The organism is Microcoleus sp. PH2017_09_SFU_O_A (genome assembly GCF_020738625.1).
In the GTDB taxonomy this organism is placed as follows: domain Bacteria; phylum Cyanobacteriota; class Cyanobacteriia; order Cyanobacteriales; family Microcoleaceae; genus Microcoleus.
Genome location: NZ_JAEQCF010000099.1, coordinates 1 through 18,450 on the forward strand (window position 1 = coordinate 1; position 18,450 = coordinate 18,450).

Annotated in this window: 16 protein-coding genes and 1 tRNA gene; 8 read left to right on the forward strand and 9 right to left on the reverse strand. The window is 45.2% G+C overall.

Annotated elements, in window-relative coordinates; translation table 11 throughout:
• Window positions 1-109: 109 nt before the first annotated feature.
• A complete protein-coding gene (locus tag JGK16_RS28515) occupies window positions 110-310 on the forward strand; it encodes a hypothetical protein (RefSeq protein ID WP_293203547.1) in 201 nt (66 codons plus the stop codon).
• 280 nt (window positions 311-590) lie between these two features.
• Here JGK16_RS28515 and JGK16_RS28520 read toward each other — a convergent pair.
• From JGK16_RS28520 to murA, 3 genes are all read right to left on the reverse strand, one after another.
• Window positions 591-672: transfer RNA gene (locus tag JGK16_RS28520), tRNA-Leu, on the reverse strand.
• Window positions 651-1,523, reverse strand: a complete 873-nt coding sequence (locus tag JGK16_RS28525) for a M48 family metallopeptidase (RefSeq protein ID WP_293185972.1) — start codon at window positions 1,521-1,523, stop codon at window positions 651-653. The genes JGK16_RS28520 and JGK16_RS28525 overlap by 22 nt, the downstream gene beginning before the upstream one ends.
• A 172-nt stretch (window positions 1,524-1,695) precedes the next feature.
• Complete coding sequence (murA, locus tag JGK16_RS28530) at window positions 1,696-3,111, reverse strand: UDP-N-acetylglucosamine 1-carboxyvinyltransferase (protein WP_293185975.1); 1,416 nt, start codon at window positions 3,109-3,111, stop codon at window positions 1,696-1,698.
• Between the two features lie 507 nt (window positions 3,112-3,618).
• Between murA and JGK16_RS28535 the strand changes: the two genes are divergently transcribed.
• From JGK16_RS28535 to JGK16_RS28560, 6 genes are all read left to right on the forward strand, one after another.
• Entirely contained in the window at window positions 3,619-3,963 is a 345-nt protein-coding gene (locus JGK16_RS28535; RefSeq protein ID WP_293185971.1) for a hypothetical protein, read from the forward strand.
• On the forward strand, window positions 3,950-7,768 hold the full coding sequence (smc, locus tag JGK16_RS28540; protein ID WP_293193412.1) for a chromosome segregation protein SMC: 3,819 nt from the start codon (window positions 3,950-3,952) through the stop codon (window positions 7,766-7,768). The genes JGK16_RS28535 and smc overlap by 14 nt, the downstream gene beginning before the upstream one ends.
• A 68-nt stretch (window positions 7,769-7,836) precedes the next feature.
• A complete protein-coding gene (locus JGK16_RS28545) occupies window positions 7,837-8,853 on the forward strand; it encodes a PRC-barrel domain-containing protein (protein WP_293185969.1) in 1,017 nt (338 codons plus the stop codon).
• A 200-nt stretch (window positions 8,854-9,053) separates the two neighbouring features.
• On the forward strand, window positions 9,054-9,371 hold the full coding sequence (locus tag JGK16_RS28550; RefSeq protein ID WP_293185968.1) for a DUF433 domain-containing protein: 318 nt from the start codon (window positions 9,054-9,056) through the stop codon (window positions 9,369-9,371).
• The gene (locus JGK16_RS28555; protein WP_293193411.1) at window positions 9,368-9,715 is read left to right on the forward strand and encodes a DUF5615 family PIN-like protein; all 348 of its coding nucleotides are present in this window, start codon (window positions 9,368-9,370) and stop codon (window positions 9,713-9,715) included. Before JGK16_RS28550 ends, JGK16_RS28555 begins: the two co-directional genes overlap by 4 nt.
• 393 nt (window positions 9,716-10,108) lie before the next feature.
• On the forward strand, window positions 10,109-11,941 hold the full coding sequence (locus JGK16_RS28560) for a DUF6798 domain-containing protein (RefSeq protein ID WP_293193410.1): 1,833 nt from the start codon (window positions 10,109-10,111) through the stop codon (window positions 11,939-11,941).
• A gap of 184 nt (window positions 11,942-12,125) precedes the next feature.
• Here JGK16_RS28560 and JGK16_RS28565 read toward each other — a convergent pair whose 3' ends face one another.
• The 4 genes from JGK16_RS28565 to rfbC form a co-directional block, all read right to left on the reverse strand.
• Window positions 12,126-13,100 carry a glycosyltransferase family 2 protein gene (locus JGK16_RS28565; RefSeq protein ID WP_293193409.1) on the reverse strand — a complete coding sequence of 325 codons (975 nt, stop codon included), beginning with the start codon at window positions 13,098-13,100 and terminating at the stop codon, window positions 12,126-12,128.
• Window positions 13,101-13,232: 132 nt separating this feature from the next.
• Window positions 13,233-15,041, reverse strand: a complete 1,809-nt coding sequence (locus tag JGK16_RS28570) for a hypothetical protein (RefSeq protein WP_293193408.1) — start codon at window positions 15,039-15,041, stop codon at window positions 13,233-13,235.
• A 158-nt stretch (window positions 15,042-15,199) separates the two neighbouring features.
• On the reverse strand, window positions 15,200-16,081 hold the full coding sequence (gene rfbD, locus JGK16_RS28575; protein ID WP_293193407.1) for a dTDP-4-dehydrorhamnose reductase: 882 nt from the start codon (window positions 16,079-16,081) through the stop codon (window positions 15,200-15,202).
• 3 nt (window positions 16,082-16,084) lie between these two features.
• Window positions 16,085-16,630, reverse strand: coding sequence for a dTDP-4-dehydrorhamnose 3,5-epimerase (gene rfbC / locus JGK16_RS28580; protein ID WP_293185959.1), 546 nt, complete (start codon window positions 16,628-16,630; stop codon window positions 16,085-16,087).
• Window positions 16,631-16,680: 50 nt separating this feature from the next.
• Here rfbC and JGK16_RS28585 point away from each other — a divergent pair, with 50 nt between their 5' ends.
• On the forward strand, window positions 16,681-17,355 hold the full coding sequence (locus JGK16_RS28585; RefSeq protein WP_293193406.1) for a methyltransferase domain-containing protein: 675 nt from the start codon (window positions 16,681-16,683) through the stop codon (window positions 17,353-17,355).
• 9 nt (window positions 17,356-17,364) lie between these two features.
• Here the strand turns inward: JGK16_RS28585 and JGK16_RS28590 are convergent, their stop codons facing one another.
• Together JGK16_RS28590 and JGK16_RS28595 are read right to left on the reverse strand one after the other, a co-directional pair.
• On the reverse strand, window positions 17,365-17,490 hold the full coding sequence (locus JGK16_RS28590) for a hypothetical protein (RefSeq protein WP_293185956.1): 126 nt from the start codon (window positions 17,488-17,490) through the stop codon (window positions 17,365-17,367).
• 315 nt (window positions 17,491-17,805) lie between these two features.
• Window positions 17,806-18,450 (reverse strand): WD40 repeat domain-containing protein (locus tag JGK16_RS28595; RefSeq protein WP_293193405.1); only part of this gene is annotated, 645 nt, incomplete at its 5' end.

Here is an 18,450-nt window from a genome sequence, read left to right on the forward strand (position 1 = left end):
TCCGTTGGTGCCGCACCCTTAGAAGTATTGAAAGAGTATATTAGAAATCAAGAAAAGCCGTCCTAAAAGGACGGGGCTTGTATCCCATTTTCTTGGTCACTCAATCGCAATGAATGAATCCGTGTATGCAAAGCATCAGGCAACTAATACTCGTATCGCGACAATAGACAGCATGACGAATCGCCAATTGCCTCTAGAAGGTGCGCTCAAAGCTTTAGTAAGAATCGGAATTACGCCCGAGACGTTAGCACTTGTAAGTGAAATTTATGGGCTACAGATAGATGATTTACTGTCCTTGATTACACCTTGACATCTAACCCCCCCTCCCTAACCTTATTCGCCCTTAACCGGGCGGTTTTTTGTACCTGTTCTCCCTCTATTCCCAGCTTGGCTAGCCAGCGCCGGAATAGGGGGCAGGCAAAACAAAACCCGTCCGGTTAAGGGCGGGTAATAAATCTTAACATTAGGGGCGGTTATGCCTCTTTTTTTTCGTTAAACTGAAAGACGAGATGAGCGAAAAATGAGCGGAAATCATCAACCAGAGATTGAGTGAGATTCCTAAATGGCGTAGCCATAAGCTGTCTGAGCAATGGGCGGAGAGAGAATCGAACTCTCATACCTTTCGGTGTCAGATTTTGAGTCTGATGCGTCTACCAATTTCGCCACCCGCCCTTTTTGGTGGTTTCACCATCATAACACGCCGATCGACTTTCTGCAAGCAAAGATTCATAATTTTTTGAACTTGCCCAGCGATCGATCTCTTTGGCGCGCAATACTGGTACAGGATGGGACAACTGAGCCGTTTGAGCTTGCTTGAGCATTTCCCCGAGTTCCGTGCTACTGAGGTCGTCGTAGGCCCGCGCTTGCGCCAAAAACGCATCGAGATTCAGTTTCGGTGCTAACGTCGGCGAACCTCCGGCCAGTTTCATCAGCACTGATGCTACCACTCTGGGGTCTTGGGTGGCGAGTAAGGCGGCGCGATCGCACGTAAATTCTGCACAGCGCAACCATTCCAACATTTGCGTCTGCAAACCCTGGGCGAATACGGTTCCCAAAGGCGAAATTTGACCGGCGGCCAATACAATTAAATTAGCCAGAGTCAGATAAACTCCGTGTTCGCACTTCAAATGTCCCAACTCGTGAGCGATTACGGCTTTCACTTCCTCGTCGGTGAGCAAATCAATCAGCGAAGTGTGCATCACCACAAACGGCTGTTTTCCCCGCATCGCAAAGGTGTAAGCATTGGGCATCGGATGCTGGCGGACATAAAGCTGCGGTACTTCCAAATCCAGAGTTTTGCAAGCATCCACTAGCAATTGATGCAGGTGCGGCAGTTGATTTTCGCTGACTAGGACGCTGGAAGCCAGATTTTCGAGCATGAAAAACTGTTCGCCAAGTTGTCCCAGCAACTGCCGCACCATCAAATCTAGTCCGGGCAGTTGTTTGAGCGCGTTGGTGGCTTCCAAGTCCAGCGGGTGCCGAAACTGGTCTGCTTTTAAACCGATGAGGGGGATGTTTAACATTTTAGTCAGTTGGTCATTGGGCAGTTGGCAGTGGTTATTTGTTATTTGTTATTTGTTATTTATTATTTATTAGTTCTCATAACTAATAAATAATAACTCTTCGACCCTTCGACTAAGCGAGCGGGCACCGCAAATAACCGACAACCAATAACAAATAACCACTAACTACTAACTAACAGTTTAAACTCGATCGCACGAGATTGACAGGAGCCTCAGCCGTCGCCGGGTCTGTGCCCTCTTTGACTCGTCGCAACTTGGCTCCCAATTTTTGGAGTTTCATCTCTAACTGCTCGTAGCCCCGATCTAAATGCTGCAAGCTGCTGATGGTGGTGACACCATCGGCTGCAAGTCCCGCGATTACCAAAGCCGCCGAAGCCCGCAAATCTGTTGCGACTACGGGCGCACCCGACAGCATTGGGACTCCGCGCACTACGGCGACATTGCCTTTAACGCGAATGTCGGCGCCCATGCGGTTGAGTTCTGCTACGTGGCGCAAGCGGTTCTCAAATACGGTTTCTTTGATCAAGCTGTCTCCTTCGCTCAGCGTCAGCAAAGCCATAAACGGAGCTTGCATATCTGTGGAGAAACCCGGGTAAGGCAGAGTTTCGATGTCTGTGGCGGTGTGAATTTTGCCGGGAACTATCCGCACAATGTCGGATTCTACGATAATTTTCGCCCCCATTGTCTGCAATTTGGCAATAACTGCGGTCAGGTGGTCGGGAATTACCGACGACAAACTGATTTCTGAGTGAGTGATGGCTCCTGCTAATAAAAATGTTCCGGCTTCGATGCGATCGGGAATAATTGCATAGTCTACCGCGTGGAGTTTCTCAACTCCCGAAATGACGATCGTATTTGTGCCCGCGCCTTGAATTTTTGCTCCCATCGCACGGCAGAAATTCGCCAAATCGACGACTTCCGGTTCTTGAGCCGCGTTTTCAATTACGGTTTCTCCTTCCGCTAAAGTCGCCGCCATCATCAAAGTTTCAGTGGCGCCGACGCTGGGGTAGTCCAAATAAATTTTGGCTCCTTTCAAGCGGCGGTTCGGCCCTTTGACGTAAGCGTTAACAGTACCGTGATCGATGTGGACTTCGGCGCCGAGAGCTTGCAAGCCCCGAACGTGGAGTTCTACGGGCCTGGCGCCGATGGCACAACCACCTGGTAATGGCACTTTGGCAAATCCCAAACGCGCTAGCAGGGGCCCGATGATGAAGAAGCTCGCCCGCAGTTGGCTGACTAATTCGTAGGGGGCTTGAGCATCCAGGAGGTTGCTGGCGTTGATGTCTAAAGTATCGCCATTCTGCTGTACTTTGACTCCTACAGCCGAGAGAATTTGCCCCATGCGGGCGACATCGACCAATGCGGGAACGTTGCGGATGTGGCAATCGTCAGGGCATAGTATAGCTCCTGCCATGACTACTAAGGCCGAGTTTTTGGCGCCGCTGATTTTGACGTGTCCTTTCAGGGGCTGGCGACCCCAAATTTGTAATACTTGTTGGTCGCTTTCTGGTGAAGCGGACAGGTTAGATGAGTTTTGAGCTGGTGTAATGGGTTTGCCCTCCATAATGCGCTTCGTTACTTTATACATTAGTGAAATACCCAAACTAAACGAAATACCGTTATAGTTCGGGCTTCGTGTATCGTTTGCCGTTGCTCTGTTGGGTATACCCATTTCTGGGTATTCGTCACTGAAGACGATCCAAGTCTGACACAGCATCTCTGGCTTTTTACGGCCTTTATCCCGACCTAGGGAATCCACGCAGAAGCCCTGTTTCCCAAGGCAAAAAACTATTTTCGTACAACAAACTTGGATTATATTTTATGGTGGGACGTACCTTACCAACCAGCGGTCTGCTCTTTCCCCTTTTCTCTCGCAGTTGTCCGGGGCCAAGCATTTTACTGCTACTGTAGCCTGTTGTTTGCAGTCGAGTGGGTGGGTCGCAACCACTTATATCTTAGACTTTTGAGGAAATTGTCGCTTTTTTTTCATAGACCTTGCTTAGCTTATATCCCAATGCTGAATTGAGTACAATTACAGCGTGGGACTTACGCCAATTGAGTTAATTTTGGTTCGATTTTACCGGAAAGTTTTTATATGTCCAGGGGGGATGTTAAGAATTCCTGGTATTATACTTGCTCCCATTGTGGCTGGGTGAGGGTTTCAGGTTACGATCGCACGAATAATATCGATCAAGTCCTATGGAGTTATCTGTATCAAGATTTACTTTTGTTTGTGGTTGTCGATCGAGATGCAGATGTGGTGCTATTCTCAATAAGCTATTTTGTAGTACGGGCCGATGGGACGATCGACAAAGGTGTAGGATGTCAACTCGATCGACAATGCCGAGAAGTTCGCACGTTGTCGATCGCCCCAATGCCTGTGCTAACCTGTGACAACACCCTAGAGCCAAAGTTAGTGCTAGCAAATGGTTCACATTAAGCGGATCGAACTAACTAACTTTAAATCTTTTGGCGGCACAACGTCCATTCCCGTGCTGCCTGGTTTTACTGTGGTTTCCGGGCCCAACGGTTCAGGGAAGTCCAATATCCTCGATGCTTTGCTGTTTTGTCTGGGACTTTCGACTTCTAAGGGAATGCGGGCTGAACGTTTGCCGGATTTGGTGAACAGCGCCCAAAATAAGCGCGGTACGATTGAGGCTAGCGTGACTGCTACTTTTGCGCTGGAAGATGTGGGTGATGAATGGTTCGCTCAGGATGAAGATGAGGATGAGGATGAGGTAGAAAAGGCAGCGGATGATTTGTCTGTTGAGTCTGTTGAAGCAGAAGACGTAGAAGCAGTCGAAATTCCAGAAACTGAAGACAACAACGGACAATCATCCAATCCAAAATCCAAAATCCAAAATCCAAAATCGGATGAGTTATCTGTTGAAGAAGTCGAAGAAATAGAAATCGCCACCAGTCAAGAAAACAACGGACAACTACTCGCTAACAATCGAAAATCCAAAATCCAAAATCCAAAATCGGATGAGTGGAGTGTGACGCGCAAACTCCGAGTCACTCGTCAAGGAACTTATACGTCAAATTATTACATTAATGGCGCACCTTGCACGCTGACTCAACTGCACGAACAACTTAACCGTTTGCGAATTTATCCCGAAGGTTATAACGTTGTTTTGCAAGGAGACGTTACTAGCATTATTTCGATGAATTCTAAGGAACGCCGCGAAATTATTGATGAATTGGCAGGTGTGGCTCAATTCGATCGCAAAATCTCTCTCGCACGGCAGAAGTTGGATGAAGTTAAGGAAGTTGAAGAACGCAGCGGGATTGTGGAAAAAGAACTGATTTCTCAGCGCGATAGACTGGCGAACGATCGCGCAAAAGCGGAAAAATATCAAAAGTTGCGGGCGGAATTTCAAGAGAAGTCGCAGTGGGAAATTGTTCTCAAGTTCCGTCAGTTGCAAAAGCAAGAGTGGAAACTGCGCGAACAAATCGAAACGGGCGATCGCAATTCTACATCTCTCACCGAACAATTGCAAGCCATTACCACCCAAATTCAAGCTGCAACCGCTGAACTTGACGCGCTGAATGCTCGCGTTAAAGCTTTGGGCGAGTCGGAATTGTTGGCTTTGCAAGCAAGTATTGCCACTCAGGAAGCGGAACGGCGGCAACTCCAAAATCGCAAACAGGATTTGGAAACAACTGCTGGACAAATGGCGGCTAATATAGCACAAACTGAGGAAGAAGTGCGGCAATTTCGGCAAAGTTTGGAGCAAATTGAGATTGAAATATCCTATGTGATGTCTCAAATAGGTACTTTTCAGGAACAGCGCGACGCCGCCCAACAAAGTTTAGATCAGAGTCGGGAAGTTGCAAATGCGATCGCCTCGACGGCCGAAGTTTGGGTACAGCAACAAACGGAACTGCACCGCCAAATCGAGACAATTCAGCAAACTTTGGAGCCGCAGCGCACCGAACAAGCTACTATTGGCGAAAGAGCCGATCGCCTGCAAAGTCAAATTCAAGAACAAAACCAATCGCTGCAAGTATTGGAACAGGAAATTACAGCAAAAAAAGTTCAGCAATCAAGTCTTGGGGAAACCCAAAAAGTTGCGGCTTTGCAAGTAGAATCGCTGAATCAGATTGTAGTCGCAGCCGAACAAGAATTGCAATTGCAACAGGAAACTCAAACTCGTTTGCTGGAAGAACAGCGGGAAAGACAGCGCAAGTTAGATAAGCTAGAAGTGCAGTTTCAAGCCCAGCAAGAAGCGAGCGGCACGTTTACTGCAAAAATTATCGCACAAAGCGGAATTGGCGGAGTTTGTGGCTTGGTGGCTCAACTGGGCAGGGTGGAGCCGCGCTTTCAGTTGGCGCTGGAAATTGCGGCGGGCGGCCGCATGGGTAATATGGTGGTGGAAAATGATAGTGTGGGTGCTGCTGCGATCGAATTGTTGAAGCAAAAACGGGCGGGAAGGATGACGTTTTTGCCTTTGAATAAGATTAGAGGCGGCAGGTTTTCGGTGAATGAAAATTTGCGGCGGGCGGCTGGATTTCTGGATGCGGCTGTGAATTTGATTGAGTGCGATGCGCGCTATCAGGAGATTTTTGCTTACGTTTTTGGCAGTACGGTGGTGTTTAGCAATCTTACTGATGCCCGCCGCTATTTGGGACAGTACCGGATTGTCACTTTGGATGGGGAAATTCTGGAAACTAGCGGCGCGATGACTGGGGGAAGTTCTACTAATAGATCTACTTTGCATTTTGGTACGGTTGATGCTATTGATGCTGGGGATGAAGCGCGGACAATTGCTGCTTTGCAAGAACGTATTGAGGAAATTGAGCGGATTTTGGAACGGTGCAAAATTGCGATCGATCGCGCTGCTGTTGCTGTCAAAACTCGCAGTCAAGAATTGATGGAGGCGAAGCAGAATTTGCGCGAACATCAGTTGCGCTTGGAACAGTTGGAGTCGGAAATAAAGAATTTGCAAGCGCAACAAGAACAAGTGCGATCGCAAATTGCTAAAAATACTCAGGAATTGACTGATTCGCGATCGCGATTGCAGTTGCTTGCGAGGGAATTGCCCGCACAGGAAACTCAATTGCAGCAGTACCGCCAAACTTTGGCGCAGTTGGAAGAGTCGAACAGTCACAGCGAATGGCAGCAAATGCAGTCGGGTTTGCGCGCTCAAGAAGCGCAACTGCAAGAGCGCGAATTGGCTCTGAGAAACGCCCAGCAGCGCCAAGGAGACTTGCAAAATCAATTCGGGCGCTTGGAAGAGAAAATTAAGGAAGGCAGCCAGAAATTGCAGGAATGGCAAGTGCAGCAAAATGCGGGAACTGATGCTGTAAACCGGATTGTTTCGCAGCAGTTAGAACTAGACGCACAGATTGCAGCAGCTAAGGCGGCTTTGGCCCAAATTGAGGAGAAATTGGGTTTGGAGAAGGGAGAACGCGATCGCGCGGAATCGCAACTGCGAGAGCAACATTTGGCAAAACAACAGTTACAATGGCAGTTGCAAAAACTGCACGAAACTCAGCAAGAACGCCGGGAACAATTAGCCGCCGTCCGCACTCTCATGGAAACGCAGCGAGCGGAAATGCCCGATCCGGTGCCGTCGATTCCTGAAAATGTAGAGAAAGCCAATTTGACGGAATTGCAGCAAGAAGTAAAGGCGATCGCCAAACGCATTCAAGCTTTAGAACCGGTGAATATGCTAGCATTGGAAGAGTACAACCGCACTCAAGAACGCCTGCAAGAATTGAGTCAAAAATTGACGACATTGGCAGGAGAACGCACTGAACTTTTGTTGAGAATCGAAAATTTTACCACGCTCAGGCGGCGCGCTTTTAAAGAAGCTTTCGATGCGGTTAACGAGAACTTCCAGACTATCTTTGCGGAACTTTCCGAAGGTGACGGGTATCTTCAGCTAGATGACCAGGAAGACCCTTTCAGCAGCGGTTTGAATTTGGTCGCTCACCCGAAGGGGAAACCCGTTCAGCGGCTGGCTTCCATGTCGGGAGGCGAAAAGTCGCTGACGGCGCTGAGTTTTATCTTTGCGCTGCAACGCTACCGCCCGTCTACGTTCTACGCTTTTGATGAAGTGGATATGTTTCTGGATGGGGCAAATGTGGAGCGATTGGCTAGAATGATAAAACGACAGTCTGAACAAGCCCAGTTTATTGTTGTGAGTTTGCGGCGACCTATGATTCAATCGGCTGAGCGTACAATTGGTGTTACTCAAGCACGGGGAGCTTATACTCAAGTCATAGGACTGAAGTTGTAGTCCCGGAGCGTCTGGTGATGAACGTGTTCAGTAATATATGTACTCAATAAATCAGGATTAAACTTAGAATGACATCAGAACAAATCTGCCAACGCTCCGATATTCTCGGCACTCAAGTCATCACCCGCGACAGAGGTAAACGCCTGGGTGTAGTTAGTCAATTGTGGGTAGACATCGATCGCCGGGAAGTTGTGGCGATCGGTCTGCGTGATAATATATTTGCGATCGCTGGACTACCAAAGTTTATGTTCCTCAGTAATGTCAGCGAAATTGGCGACGTGCTGTTGGTGGAAGATGAAAGTGCGATCGAAGATGATGTCGATGTTGAAGTCTACAGCATTTTGATTAACAGCGAAGTGATTACCGAAACCGGCGAACTTTTGGGAAGGGTGCGGGGCTTTAGATTCGACCCGGAAGACGGTAAATTAGTTTCTATCGTCATCGCTTCCCTCGGAATCCCCCAAATCCCCGACCAAGTTCTCAGTACCTACGAGTTGGGGATTGAAGAAATTGTCAGCAGTGGCCCCAACCGCTTGATTGTATTTGAAGGTTCCGAGGAAAGGCTGAGGCAGCTTAGCGTGGGTTTGCTAGAGCGCGTCGGTTTGGGACAAGCACCTTGGGAACGCGACGAGGAGGAACAAGGCTATTATCCCAAACCTGTGGCTACAGACCATCAATTGGGCCCGGGCGTGCGGATTCCTGCACCGGAAATGCGAAGCCGAGTAGCAGCACCCGTGGTAGAAGAGGTTCCTTGGGATGAGGATTCGCAGTGGAATCGCCCACCGGTACGACAGCAGCAGATGCGCGCGATGCCGCAGCCTCAGCAGATAGACGATTATGATGAGTATGAAGAGGATAATTGGGGCGGCGAGGACGATTACGAGGAAGACGAGTACGAAGAGAAGCAGTACAGCCCTCAGGTTTCTCGCCCGAAGGAGCCTGTCGTGGTGGAGTACGAGTACGAGGATGATGTGGAGGCGGATGCTTGGGCTGACGATGAAGCATCGAAGCCTTACCAGGCTCCTCGGGTGAATATCCCTGAGAAGACTAAGACTCCTGAGTACGAGGAAGAGCCTGGTTATTAGGATTAATCCACTGGTTGAAACCAGTGGTTTAACATAGGAAATCCCTGTCCGAGAAAATCCTGGAAAGCCCGCTGTTGCGGGTTTTGTTTTGATATTATGTGATGTGCAGTTGCGTGTTTGTAGTGAGGACTTTAGTCCTCATCTCAAAGGACTAAAGTCCTTTGAGTATAATTAAATTGCATTCATTAACGAGGTAAATTATGCCGCTAACTGCAACCGAATACAAATATGTGGAATTAGATGAGAAGAACGTTCCTCTCATCGCCGGAACCACAATGAAAGTGATTGAATTAGTACAAGCTCATATCGCTTACGGGTGGAGTCCAGCGGAGTTGCACCTCAACCACCGCTATTTGACAATGAGCCAAATTCATTCTGCTTTTGCTTATTATTGGGATCACAAACAAGAGCTTGATGCAGATATGCAGCGCAGGTTTGAGTATGCCGAAAAGTTGCGATTAGAGGCTGGCGAATCTGCTTTGGCTAAGAAACTGCGTGCCCAGGGACTAATTAAATGAGCATAGCGCTATATATGGACGAACATATCCACTTGGCAATTACGGTGGGATTGCAGTTTCGGGATGTAGATGTTCTGACGGTTCAAGACGACGGTAGAACAGGTATGCCCGACACTATTATACTCGATCGCGCAGCCGAGCTTCAGCGCGTTGTTTTTACCCAAGATGAGGATTTTTTAGCCATAGCAAACCGTCGCCAGCAAGAAGGAATAAATTTTGCTGGCGTCATCTACGCTCACCAACAAAGTGTAACTGTTGGTGATTGTATTCGTGACTTGGAAATCATCGCTAAGGTTAACGAATCTGAAGATTTAGCTAACTGCGTGCAGTACCTGCCTTTGTAGCAAAACCCGAAATAGCGATCGTCCCAGTCCGTGATATCATATCTAGTGATTTCATTTGCAATATTCCGGCAGGAGCAGATTTATTAAATCTCTACCTTATATTACAGATACTGGTTAAGTTAGCAAAGGATGTCATTGCGAGCGAGCGAAGCAATCGCAGAGACTATGACGCTTCTCGATTAACTGATGTGCGCGCGGAGCAATTGCTTGTTTAACTGAACAGTATTGGCTTATGTTACATATACTGGTTAAGCCATCCTACAAAAACTATAGATATAAATTCGATCCTGCTTTCGCTCTTTTTCCTCCTCTGAATCCTCTGCGCCTCTGCGGCTCACAAAAAAGCCCCTTCACAAATATATTTAATATCAGCTCAAAAAAAATGAACCGTCAATGCAGAAAACTGAAAAATCAAACAGGAATTTTAATCTATCTCTCTATACTGTTATCATCATCGCTTCATTCATAGCAGTAGGGTATAAGTTCCCGATAGGAGGCAACTTTCCCGAATTGCCACAAATCCAATCCCTGCTCAATCCTGAACTCTACAAAAATGACTATCACGTTCAGGAAATGGTTAAATTAAATCCGAGATACTATTATTATCATATCATTTATTTGTTAGCAAGCCTAGGGTTAAGCATCCCCTTAGTACATTTTATTTATCAATTCCTAGCCTTTAGTTCAGTTATCCTAGCTTGTCGGGCAATTATCAGAATATATACTAATTCACAACTGCCCGTAGCAGCAATGAGTTTCTTGTGTTTAGCCGCATCATTTACGGATGTGGGAAACACGCTGATATTTTCCACAAAATCAGTACCGAGTACCTTCGCAATGGGTGTCGCAATCTGGGGAATTTATTTTAGTTTGCGTCAGAAATGGCTGACAGGATATTTCTTTTTTGGATTGGCTTGTTTGCTGCAATTTTTAGTGGGTTTGCTGCCGGGATTGATGATGATTCCGGTTTTACTGATAGAATCTGTAAGAGAGCGGCAGTTCAAAACGTTGATTTGGGCGATCGCACTTTTAGCAGCAATGTCAAGTATAGTGTACGTACCCATGTTATTGACAGGTACTACCGGCACTCAAACCATCGACAATGCCGAGTTTGTATTCATCCACGCCAAAGTCCGCAATCCTCACCACATCCTCCCGTCAAATTGGACTATTGGGAATTGGTTCAACTTTATATGTTTCATCAGTGGCGGCTTGCTGTGCATCAAAAATACCGACTTACTCCAAAAAGAAGACAAGATTAATTTTTACATAATTGTTGGCACGTCAATTTTCGCACTGTGCCTAAACTACGTATTTGTAGAAGTTTACCCGCTGGCTTTAATCGCCAAACTGCAATTGGCGAGAACCGTTCCATTTGCTCAGTTAATTATATTTATTGCTGTTAGTTTAACCGTCGAGAAGCTTTACACAAATAAAAAGATAGCTGTTAGCTTGTTGCTGCTCTCTGTACTAACTTTGCCTTTTCGAGGTGTAATTTTCCTCGGATTATCAGTTTGGCAAACCAGAAATTACGTATTTCCCAAGAGATACAATATATTGCTGTGGATTTTTACAGCAGTAACGTTAATTGTTAGTTTGATATATCCGGTGACTGATTCGTGGGAAATAATCGGCAATCGCCTAATTAGCATACCTATCCTCTTTTCAATTCTTGCCTTGCCTTTCATTTTAGAACAAACATCTATATCTACACCACTCACACAAATAGTAACCCATATTTTAGCTTTGGCAACTACCGCCATCTTAGTTTTTGGAGTAGGAGGGATTTTACCAAAGCCAATGTTAGAAACCTTTCAAAAAAGAGTTAATATTAATCTAGTTCCCAGCGACGACTTAAACAGATTAGCTTTACACTTTTCGCAAATTAGCAATCAAGATGCACTCATATTAATTCCACCTTCAGTTACCAGCTTCCAGTTTTACTCTCAGAGAGCGATAGTAGTTAATTTCAAGAATTTTCCCTTGACAGAAACAGGAATCAAAGAGTGGCAAAATCGCATGGAAGCTGTTTTAGGAGTTCCCTTAAACCCGCAAATGATTTGGGGAGGGAACGACTTATTCAGCCGTCGCAGCAGTACGGATTTAGTCAAAGTAGCCCAAAAATATCATGCCGATTATATCCTGACTCGCAGCGATTGGCATCCCAACATTGAAGGAGAAATAGTAGATAAACAAGGTAAATGGATAATCTTTAAAATCCGATAATATCAAATGTGTTTCAACCGCAATTTCCCGGCGAATAGAATTCGCGGCTATACAAACAAAGTCCGCGCAACGCGAGACTGAAGAAAAAGAGAGAGAATTTTACTCGTTACCAGTTCATTTAGTCGGGCGTTGCGCCGACTTTGTTTGTATAGAAGCGGTTTCAACCGCCGAATCTTATCAACAGTTAAATATCAAAACCCGAATCATCAATAATTTCGCAAATCTGCTTATCCACATAATCAGCAGCCACATTCCGCGCAATCAACTCAGCCAAAATTCCCAAAGAAACCAACTGCACCGACAGAATTGTACACAAAATCCCAAAAAATAACAATGGTCGATTCCCGATCGGCCCAAAGTGCATCCCGGCTAAATTCAAAAACCAAATTACAATCAAATAACTCAACGAAAAAGTTCCCACCAAGCCAAAACACAACCCCAATCCGCCAAACAAATGACCCGGTTTGTGCAAATACTGAGTAGTCGCCAACACCGTCAACAAATCAATAAATCCCCGCGCGTAGCGTTCCCAGCCATAATTTGATTTGCCATGTTTTCGCGGATGGTGTTCGACAACTACTTCGCCAATTTTAAAACCTAAATTATTTGCTAAGGCTGGAATATAGCGGTGCAATTCCCCGTACAATTTAATTGAGTGTAAAACTTCCCGCCGATAAGCCTTGAAACCGCAATTCATGTCGTGCATTTGCACCCCAGTCAGCAAACACGCAACTGCATTAAACAGCCTCGAAGGCAAGGTTTTCGATAGGGGGTCATTCCGCTGTTTGCGCCAACCAGAGACCAAATCAAATCCTAATTCTAGATGATCTAAAAATTTGGGAATTTCGGCGGGATCATCCTGTAAATCTGCATCGAGAGTAAAGATAATTTTCCCTGCTGCATTGCGAAATCCTGCTGAAAGTGCGGAGGATTTACCAAAGTTGCGGCGCATTCTTATCGCTTTAATTCGTTGGGGAAATTGAACAGCTAAATCGACAATTTCTCGCCAAGAAGCATCGCGGCTACCATCGTCTATGAAAATAACTTCGTAACTTGCGATTCCTGTTTGGGACATGACGATGGTAATTTTTTCAAACAGTAATTTCAGTGTTGCTTCTTCATTGTGAACGGGAATTACAAAGCTGAGATCTTTTTGCATAGCTGATTTTTGTAAGTGTTATTGATTAGAGAAGATTGCAAAAGTCCTTTTAATCATTTTTGGGGGACGGGCTAGAAGCCCATCCCACAATTTTTTGTTTTATTGTGGGATGGGCTTTGAGCATCGTCCCAATTATTTTTGCAAGATGTCTATCGCTTGGGAGTTTCGCAAAGCTACCCAACCTTCGCGGTTTTTGAATGAAGCATAGGCTGTCAATAATTTATCTGTTGGCGATGTTTGAATGTATCCTCTCCAAGCTGCGGATTCGTAGGCTACCCCAAATAAGTTAACTAAGTCGGGGCGGGGAAATCCTGACATAGCGAAACCTCGAACTACATTTTCTTGGTTGAGAATGACAATACATTTTACATGATTTTCGGGATCTCCTACCCAACCAATTACTCTGGCGGCGGCTGGTGCGAGTTTGGTGATTGTATCAAAATATCCGGGTACTCCGTCTTTGGGGGCTGAGAGTAAATTCGGGTCGATTTTTGTGTCTAATGCTGCACAAAAGTTGTATTTTTTGATGTCTCGATTGAATGGTACTAAGTTGTTAGTTTTTAAGGCATCGATTAACCCGACAAATGCGGCGGGTTTGTTTCCTACTCTCTCTTTAATTAGGGTGATGTCGGTGATGCCTAATTGCAATGATAGTGCTACTAGCGGTTGATAGGTTGCTCTGCGGGCGATCGCCATTGCAGTTTCGCCTCCCACCCCGTACATTAAAATGACGGCTGCTATCACGACTGCAAACAGCGGTGTCAGCCATCGTCCTTGGATTCTCGGTGTGGGCTGTAACTCGCGTACCGCAAGCACTATGAGGATAATTGTACTCATCCAAAACAAGGCTGGGAGTGTGGCGTAGCGGGAAGCGGTAGCCTGTTCGACTCCAAATCCCGATCGACTAACTGCGGCCATTAAAGCCGTTTGCAGGGTGTACAATTGGATGGACAGCCAAGGCAGCCAATTTTGGCGATTTCCTACAGGATAGCCAAGCTGCACAGACTTTTTTACCAATAGCCAATAACCCACAAAACCCGTTACAGCAATCAAACCAATTATACCAATAATTGACGCAACAATAATGTTTTCGGTAAAAATACCCCCGAGATAAATCGGAATATATTCGAGAGTTTTCAGCGGATTGATTTTAGTTAAAGAAGGATGATTGGACGGAGTTTTGTAAGTTAAGAAATAAATACCAATCACCGCAATCGAAGCAGCAAAATACAAATAAGTTATCCGCCGAGGAAACCGAAGCACAATCGCAGCCCCACACAATATCGGCCACAAACCTAAAGGAGTGCTGTAACTAATACAACCTAAAATCCCAAAAACAATACTACCAATTACCCACTTGTTTTGTTGCCATCCCTCATTCCCAATCTTTGCCGGAGAATGAATACCTAAAGGTTGTGCTTCTCTGCTATTTAATAATAAATTAACATAGGATTGCAAACAAAATATCGAACAAATTACAAATAAATTAGCAATAATCCAGTGGACGCCACTGAATCCCCGCATCCAGTTGTGTGCCGCCGCCGGAGTAAAATTAAAAATAGAAATACACAGGATGACTGAGATAAATTGTAGTGGAAAATTCCTTAATCTTAAAGGTAGTAAAGCAATCAAGACATAGCACTGAATCCAAGCCAAAAACCAAGCAATCAAACATAAACCAATATTTGAACCTTGGGTGATAATAATATTCAAGCCATAGATAATCGCCGGAATCAAGACAAAATGCTCATTCGCCCGAAATATCCAATTAAAAGGATTTGTAGAGAAACCGTCTACTGAATAAAAATTCCAAGTCATCCACCAATAATCAAAATTAGACAAGTCTCCCGCTTGGGATATCAAGTACAAAATATATGACGCTGGTATGAGAATGCCGATAACTGAGGTGATAATTAAAACATATTGGTTCTTGATTTTCATGAATTCGGAGATAGATATTTTTAAAGATTTACTCAATTATTTATTTCACTTATTTAATGGTTGTTAGCCCCTACCTAGAAGGCAAATTGTTTTTAAGGCGGGGTTTAAATCCCGTCTTAAAAACTTCGGGCATCTGTCACTCGCACATCTGTCAACTGTCAACTGTCAACTGTCAACTGTTTAACCAGCATTTGTCTGAGCCCTTGCCGCCAGTGGGGAGGATAGGTTCCCAGAAGTGCTGATATTTTTACTGTGGAAAGTACAGAAAAAGCGGGACGTTTTGCGGGTGTGGGATATTCGGCGGTGGTGATGGGAATTACGCGCTTGATTTTGAGGGGAAAGCCGAGTTTCTCTGCTTCTTCAAAAATGGCGATCGCAAAATCGTACCAACTACACACACCGCTGTTAGTATACTGGTAAGTCCCAAAACTTTCTAGCCCAAGCAGAGGGATGATTTGGGCAGTTGCAGCCCCCAAATCTGCCGTCGAAGTTGGACTTCCAATCTGATCTGCTACTACCCGAAGTTCTTCCCTATCTTTGCCCAATCTCAGCATGGTTTTGACAAAGTTGCCTTTGCCGCCGTTACCGTAAACCCAGGCGGTTCTAATAATAATATGTCGGTTTCCCGCTTTTCTAATTGCTTCCTCGCCTGCTAATTTGGACTTCCCGTAAATTCCCAATGGGTTTGTAGAATCTGTTTCGAGATAAGCAGAACCACTGCTACCGTCAAATACGTAATCAGTGGAAAAGTGGATTAAACTTGCTCCCAGTTTCTCGCATTCTTCGGCAAAGATTCCGGGTGCGATACCATTGACTGCGTGGGCTAAGTCTGCTTCGCTTTCGGCTTTGTCCACCGCAGTGTAAGCAGCGGCATTCACGACTACATCCGGTTGAATGTCAGCCATTGCTTGACGGATGGTTTCGGGTTGGGATAAATCGACGGAAGTGCGATCGACTGCAATGACCTCTCCCACAGATAATAGTATGGGCTGTAATTCTTGAGCTAGCTGTCCGCTACCGCCTGCGAGTAAAATTTTCATTATCTAAAACACTTGAGCTCTTTTCAATGTTTGTCCGGCTTTGTCTTTAGGTGATAAAATTGGTTCGGCACCATCTAGCGGCCAGGCGATCGCCAAATCAGGATCATTCCATACAATACACCGCTCGTGTCCCGGTGCATAGTAGTCTGTAGTTTTGTACAAAACCTCAGCAATGTCTGATACTACTAAAAAACCGTGAGCAAAACCCGCCGGCACCCAAAATTGCCGTTTATTTTCAGCACTAATCAAACAGCCCACCCACTGTCCGAAAGTCGGCGAACTTTTTCTAATATCCACCGCCACATCATATATTTCGCCAGCAACTACACGCAGTAATTTGCCTTGAGGCTGCTGCATTTGGTAGTGCAAACCGCGCAGCACATTTTTAGAAGACTTGGAATGATTGTCTTGCACAAAATCTGCCGTCACGCCTGTTTTTTCGACAAAAGCTTGGTGATTGAAACTCTCAAAAAAGAAACCGCGATCGTCTCCGAAAATTTTAGGCTCAATTATCAGAACATCCGGTATTTCTGTAGATATAACATTCATAGTTGGCTGTATCGCGTGATAAACTTATACTCAGTCTATGCTATCTTACTATGAAAACTGACACATATCTCAAAAAATTGTATGCAAACCGATTTGATTCCCGACAGATGCAAGCAAAGGTGGCACTTTGGAAAGTTTTAATTGACGAATTTTTACAAGATTATGTTCCTCCAGAATCGGCTGTTTTAGATATTGGCGGCGGTTACTGCGAGTTTATCAATCAAATTCGAGCGGGCGAAAAATGTTTAATTGACCTGAATCCCGATTCCAAGTTATTTGCTGATGCTGATGTCAAGGTGCTGAATATTGATGTGCTTAATTTAGATAATTATACTTCTTTTAACGAACAGTTCGATCGCATCTTTATCTCAAACTTTTTTGAACATCTCCGCAACAAAGAAGAACTTATCCAAATTATCTCATTTTGCTTTGAAGCACTGAAGCCGGAGGGTTCTCTCTTAGTTATCCAACCAAATTTTAAATATTCTTTCAAAGAGTATTACGATTTTATCGACCATCAATTACCGATTACCCATTTATCGCTGCAAGAGCTTTTACAAACTGTCGGGTTTGAAATAGACCTAATTATACCGAGGTTTTTACCATTTTCGACGAAAGGGCGGCCGGCTTCGCCTTTGATGTTAAAAATTTACTTGAAATTGCCTTTTTTGTGGCGGTTTTTGGGAGGGCAAATGTTTGTTAAAGCATCGAAACGAAACAATTGAGGCAAAAACTCACGATCGCAATATTATGCCCGATCCGACTGAATTCGATCGCCAATAAGTGCGATCGCCCTTAATATTATACCAGAACAGGTTGATGAAATTAGGTAGAAACCGGGTTTTTGGCAAAATCCCCATCGCAGCCTTAAATCTCCGAAAAACCCGGTTTCTTTAAATTTGATCGCCCTCCAAAATCTGCCGGGGCGGGTTTATGAAATCAATCGTATTGTATCGTAAACCTTGGCGAACCCGCCCCTACGAAAATCAGATAAAAATTGGTTCAATCGCCCGAATTTAACATCATAAAATGTTCGGTAAATTCACAATTATTGTAGGGGCGGGTTCGCCAAGATATCCGATCGAAACTATCAATCTATGAAACCCGCCCCCACCCAACAAATAAGCCCGTGAAGCGAAGCTATCCCGTAGGGAATCGCCCTTATTATTGCATCTCTACAAAGCGCGATCGCACACAGCCCCTAAAGATGCGATCGTCGCTTTTTCAGCCTCCGTCAAACCCGTAACGCCCGCGATATTCATACCCTCATAAGGTCCTTCAGCTATCAGCGTTTTGATGCACTCACCAGTCTTGACATCCCAAAGCTTAATAGTTGCATCAAAGCTGCCACTAGCCAAAATTTTACCGTCTGGACTGAATGCAACTGAACTTGCAGTATCGCTATGACCTTGAAAAGTTTGAAGGCATTCACCGCTGTGGCAATCCCATAATTTTATAGTGCGATCGGCACTGCTACTAGCCAGGGTTTTACCATCTGGACTAAATGCAATCGACCATACAAAATTGCTATGACCTTGCCAAGTTTCAAGGCATTCACCGCTATGGCAATCCCACAACTTTACAGTTCGATCGGCACTGCTACTAGCCAGGGTTTTACCATCTGGACTAAATGCAATCGACCATACAAAATTGCTATGACCTTGCCAAGTCTCAAGGGATTCACCACTGTGGCAATCCCACAACTTTACAGTTCGATCGGCACTGCTACTAGCCAAAGTTTTACCGTCTGGACTAAAGGCAACTGAATTTACCAAATCGCTGTGACCTTGCCAAGTTTGGAGGCATTCACCAGTTTGGCA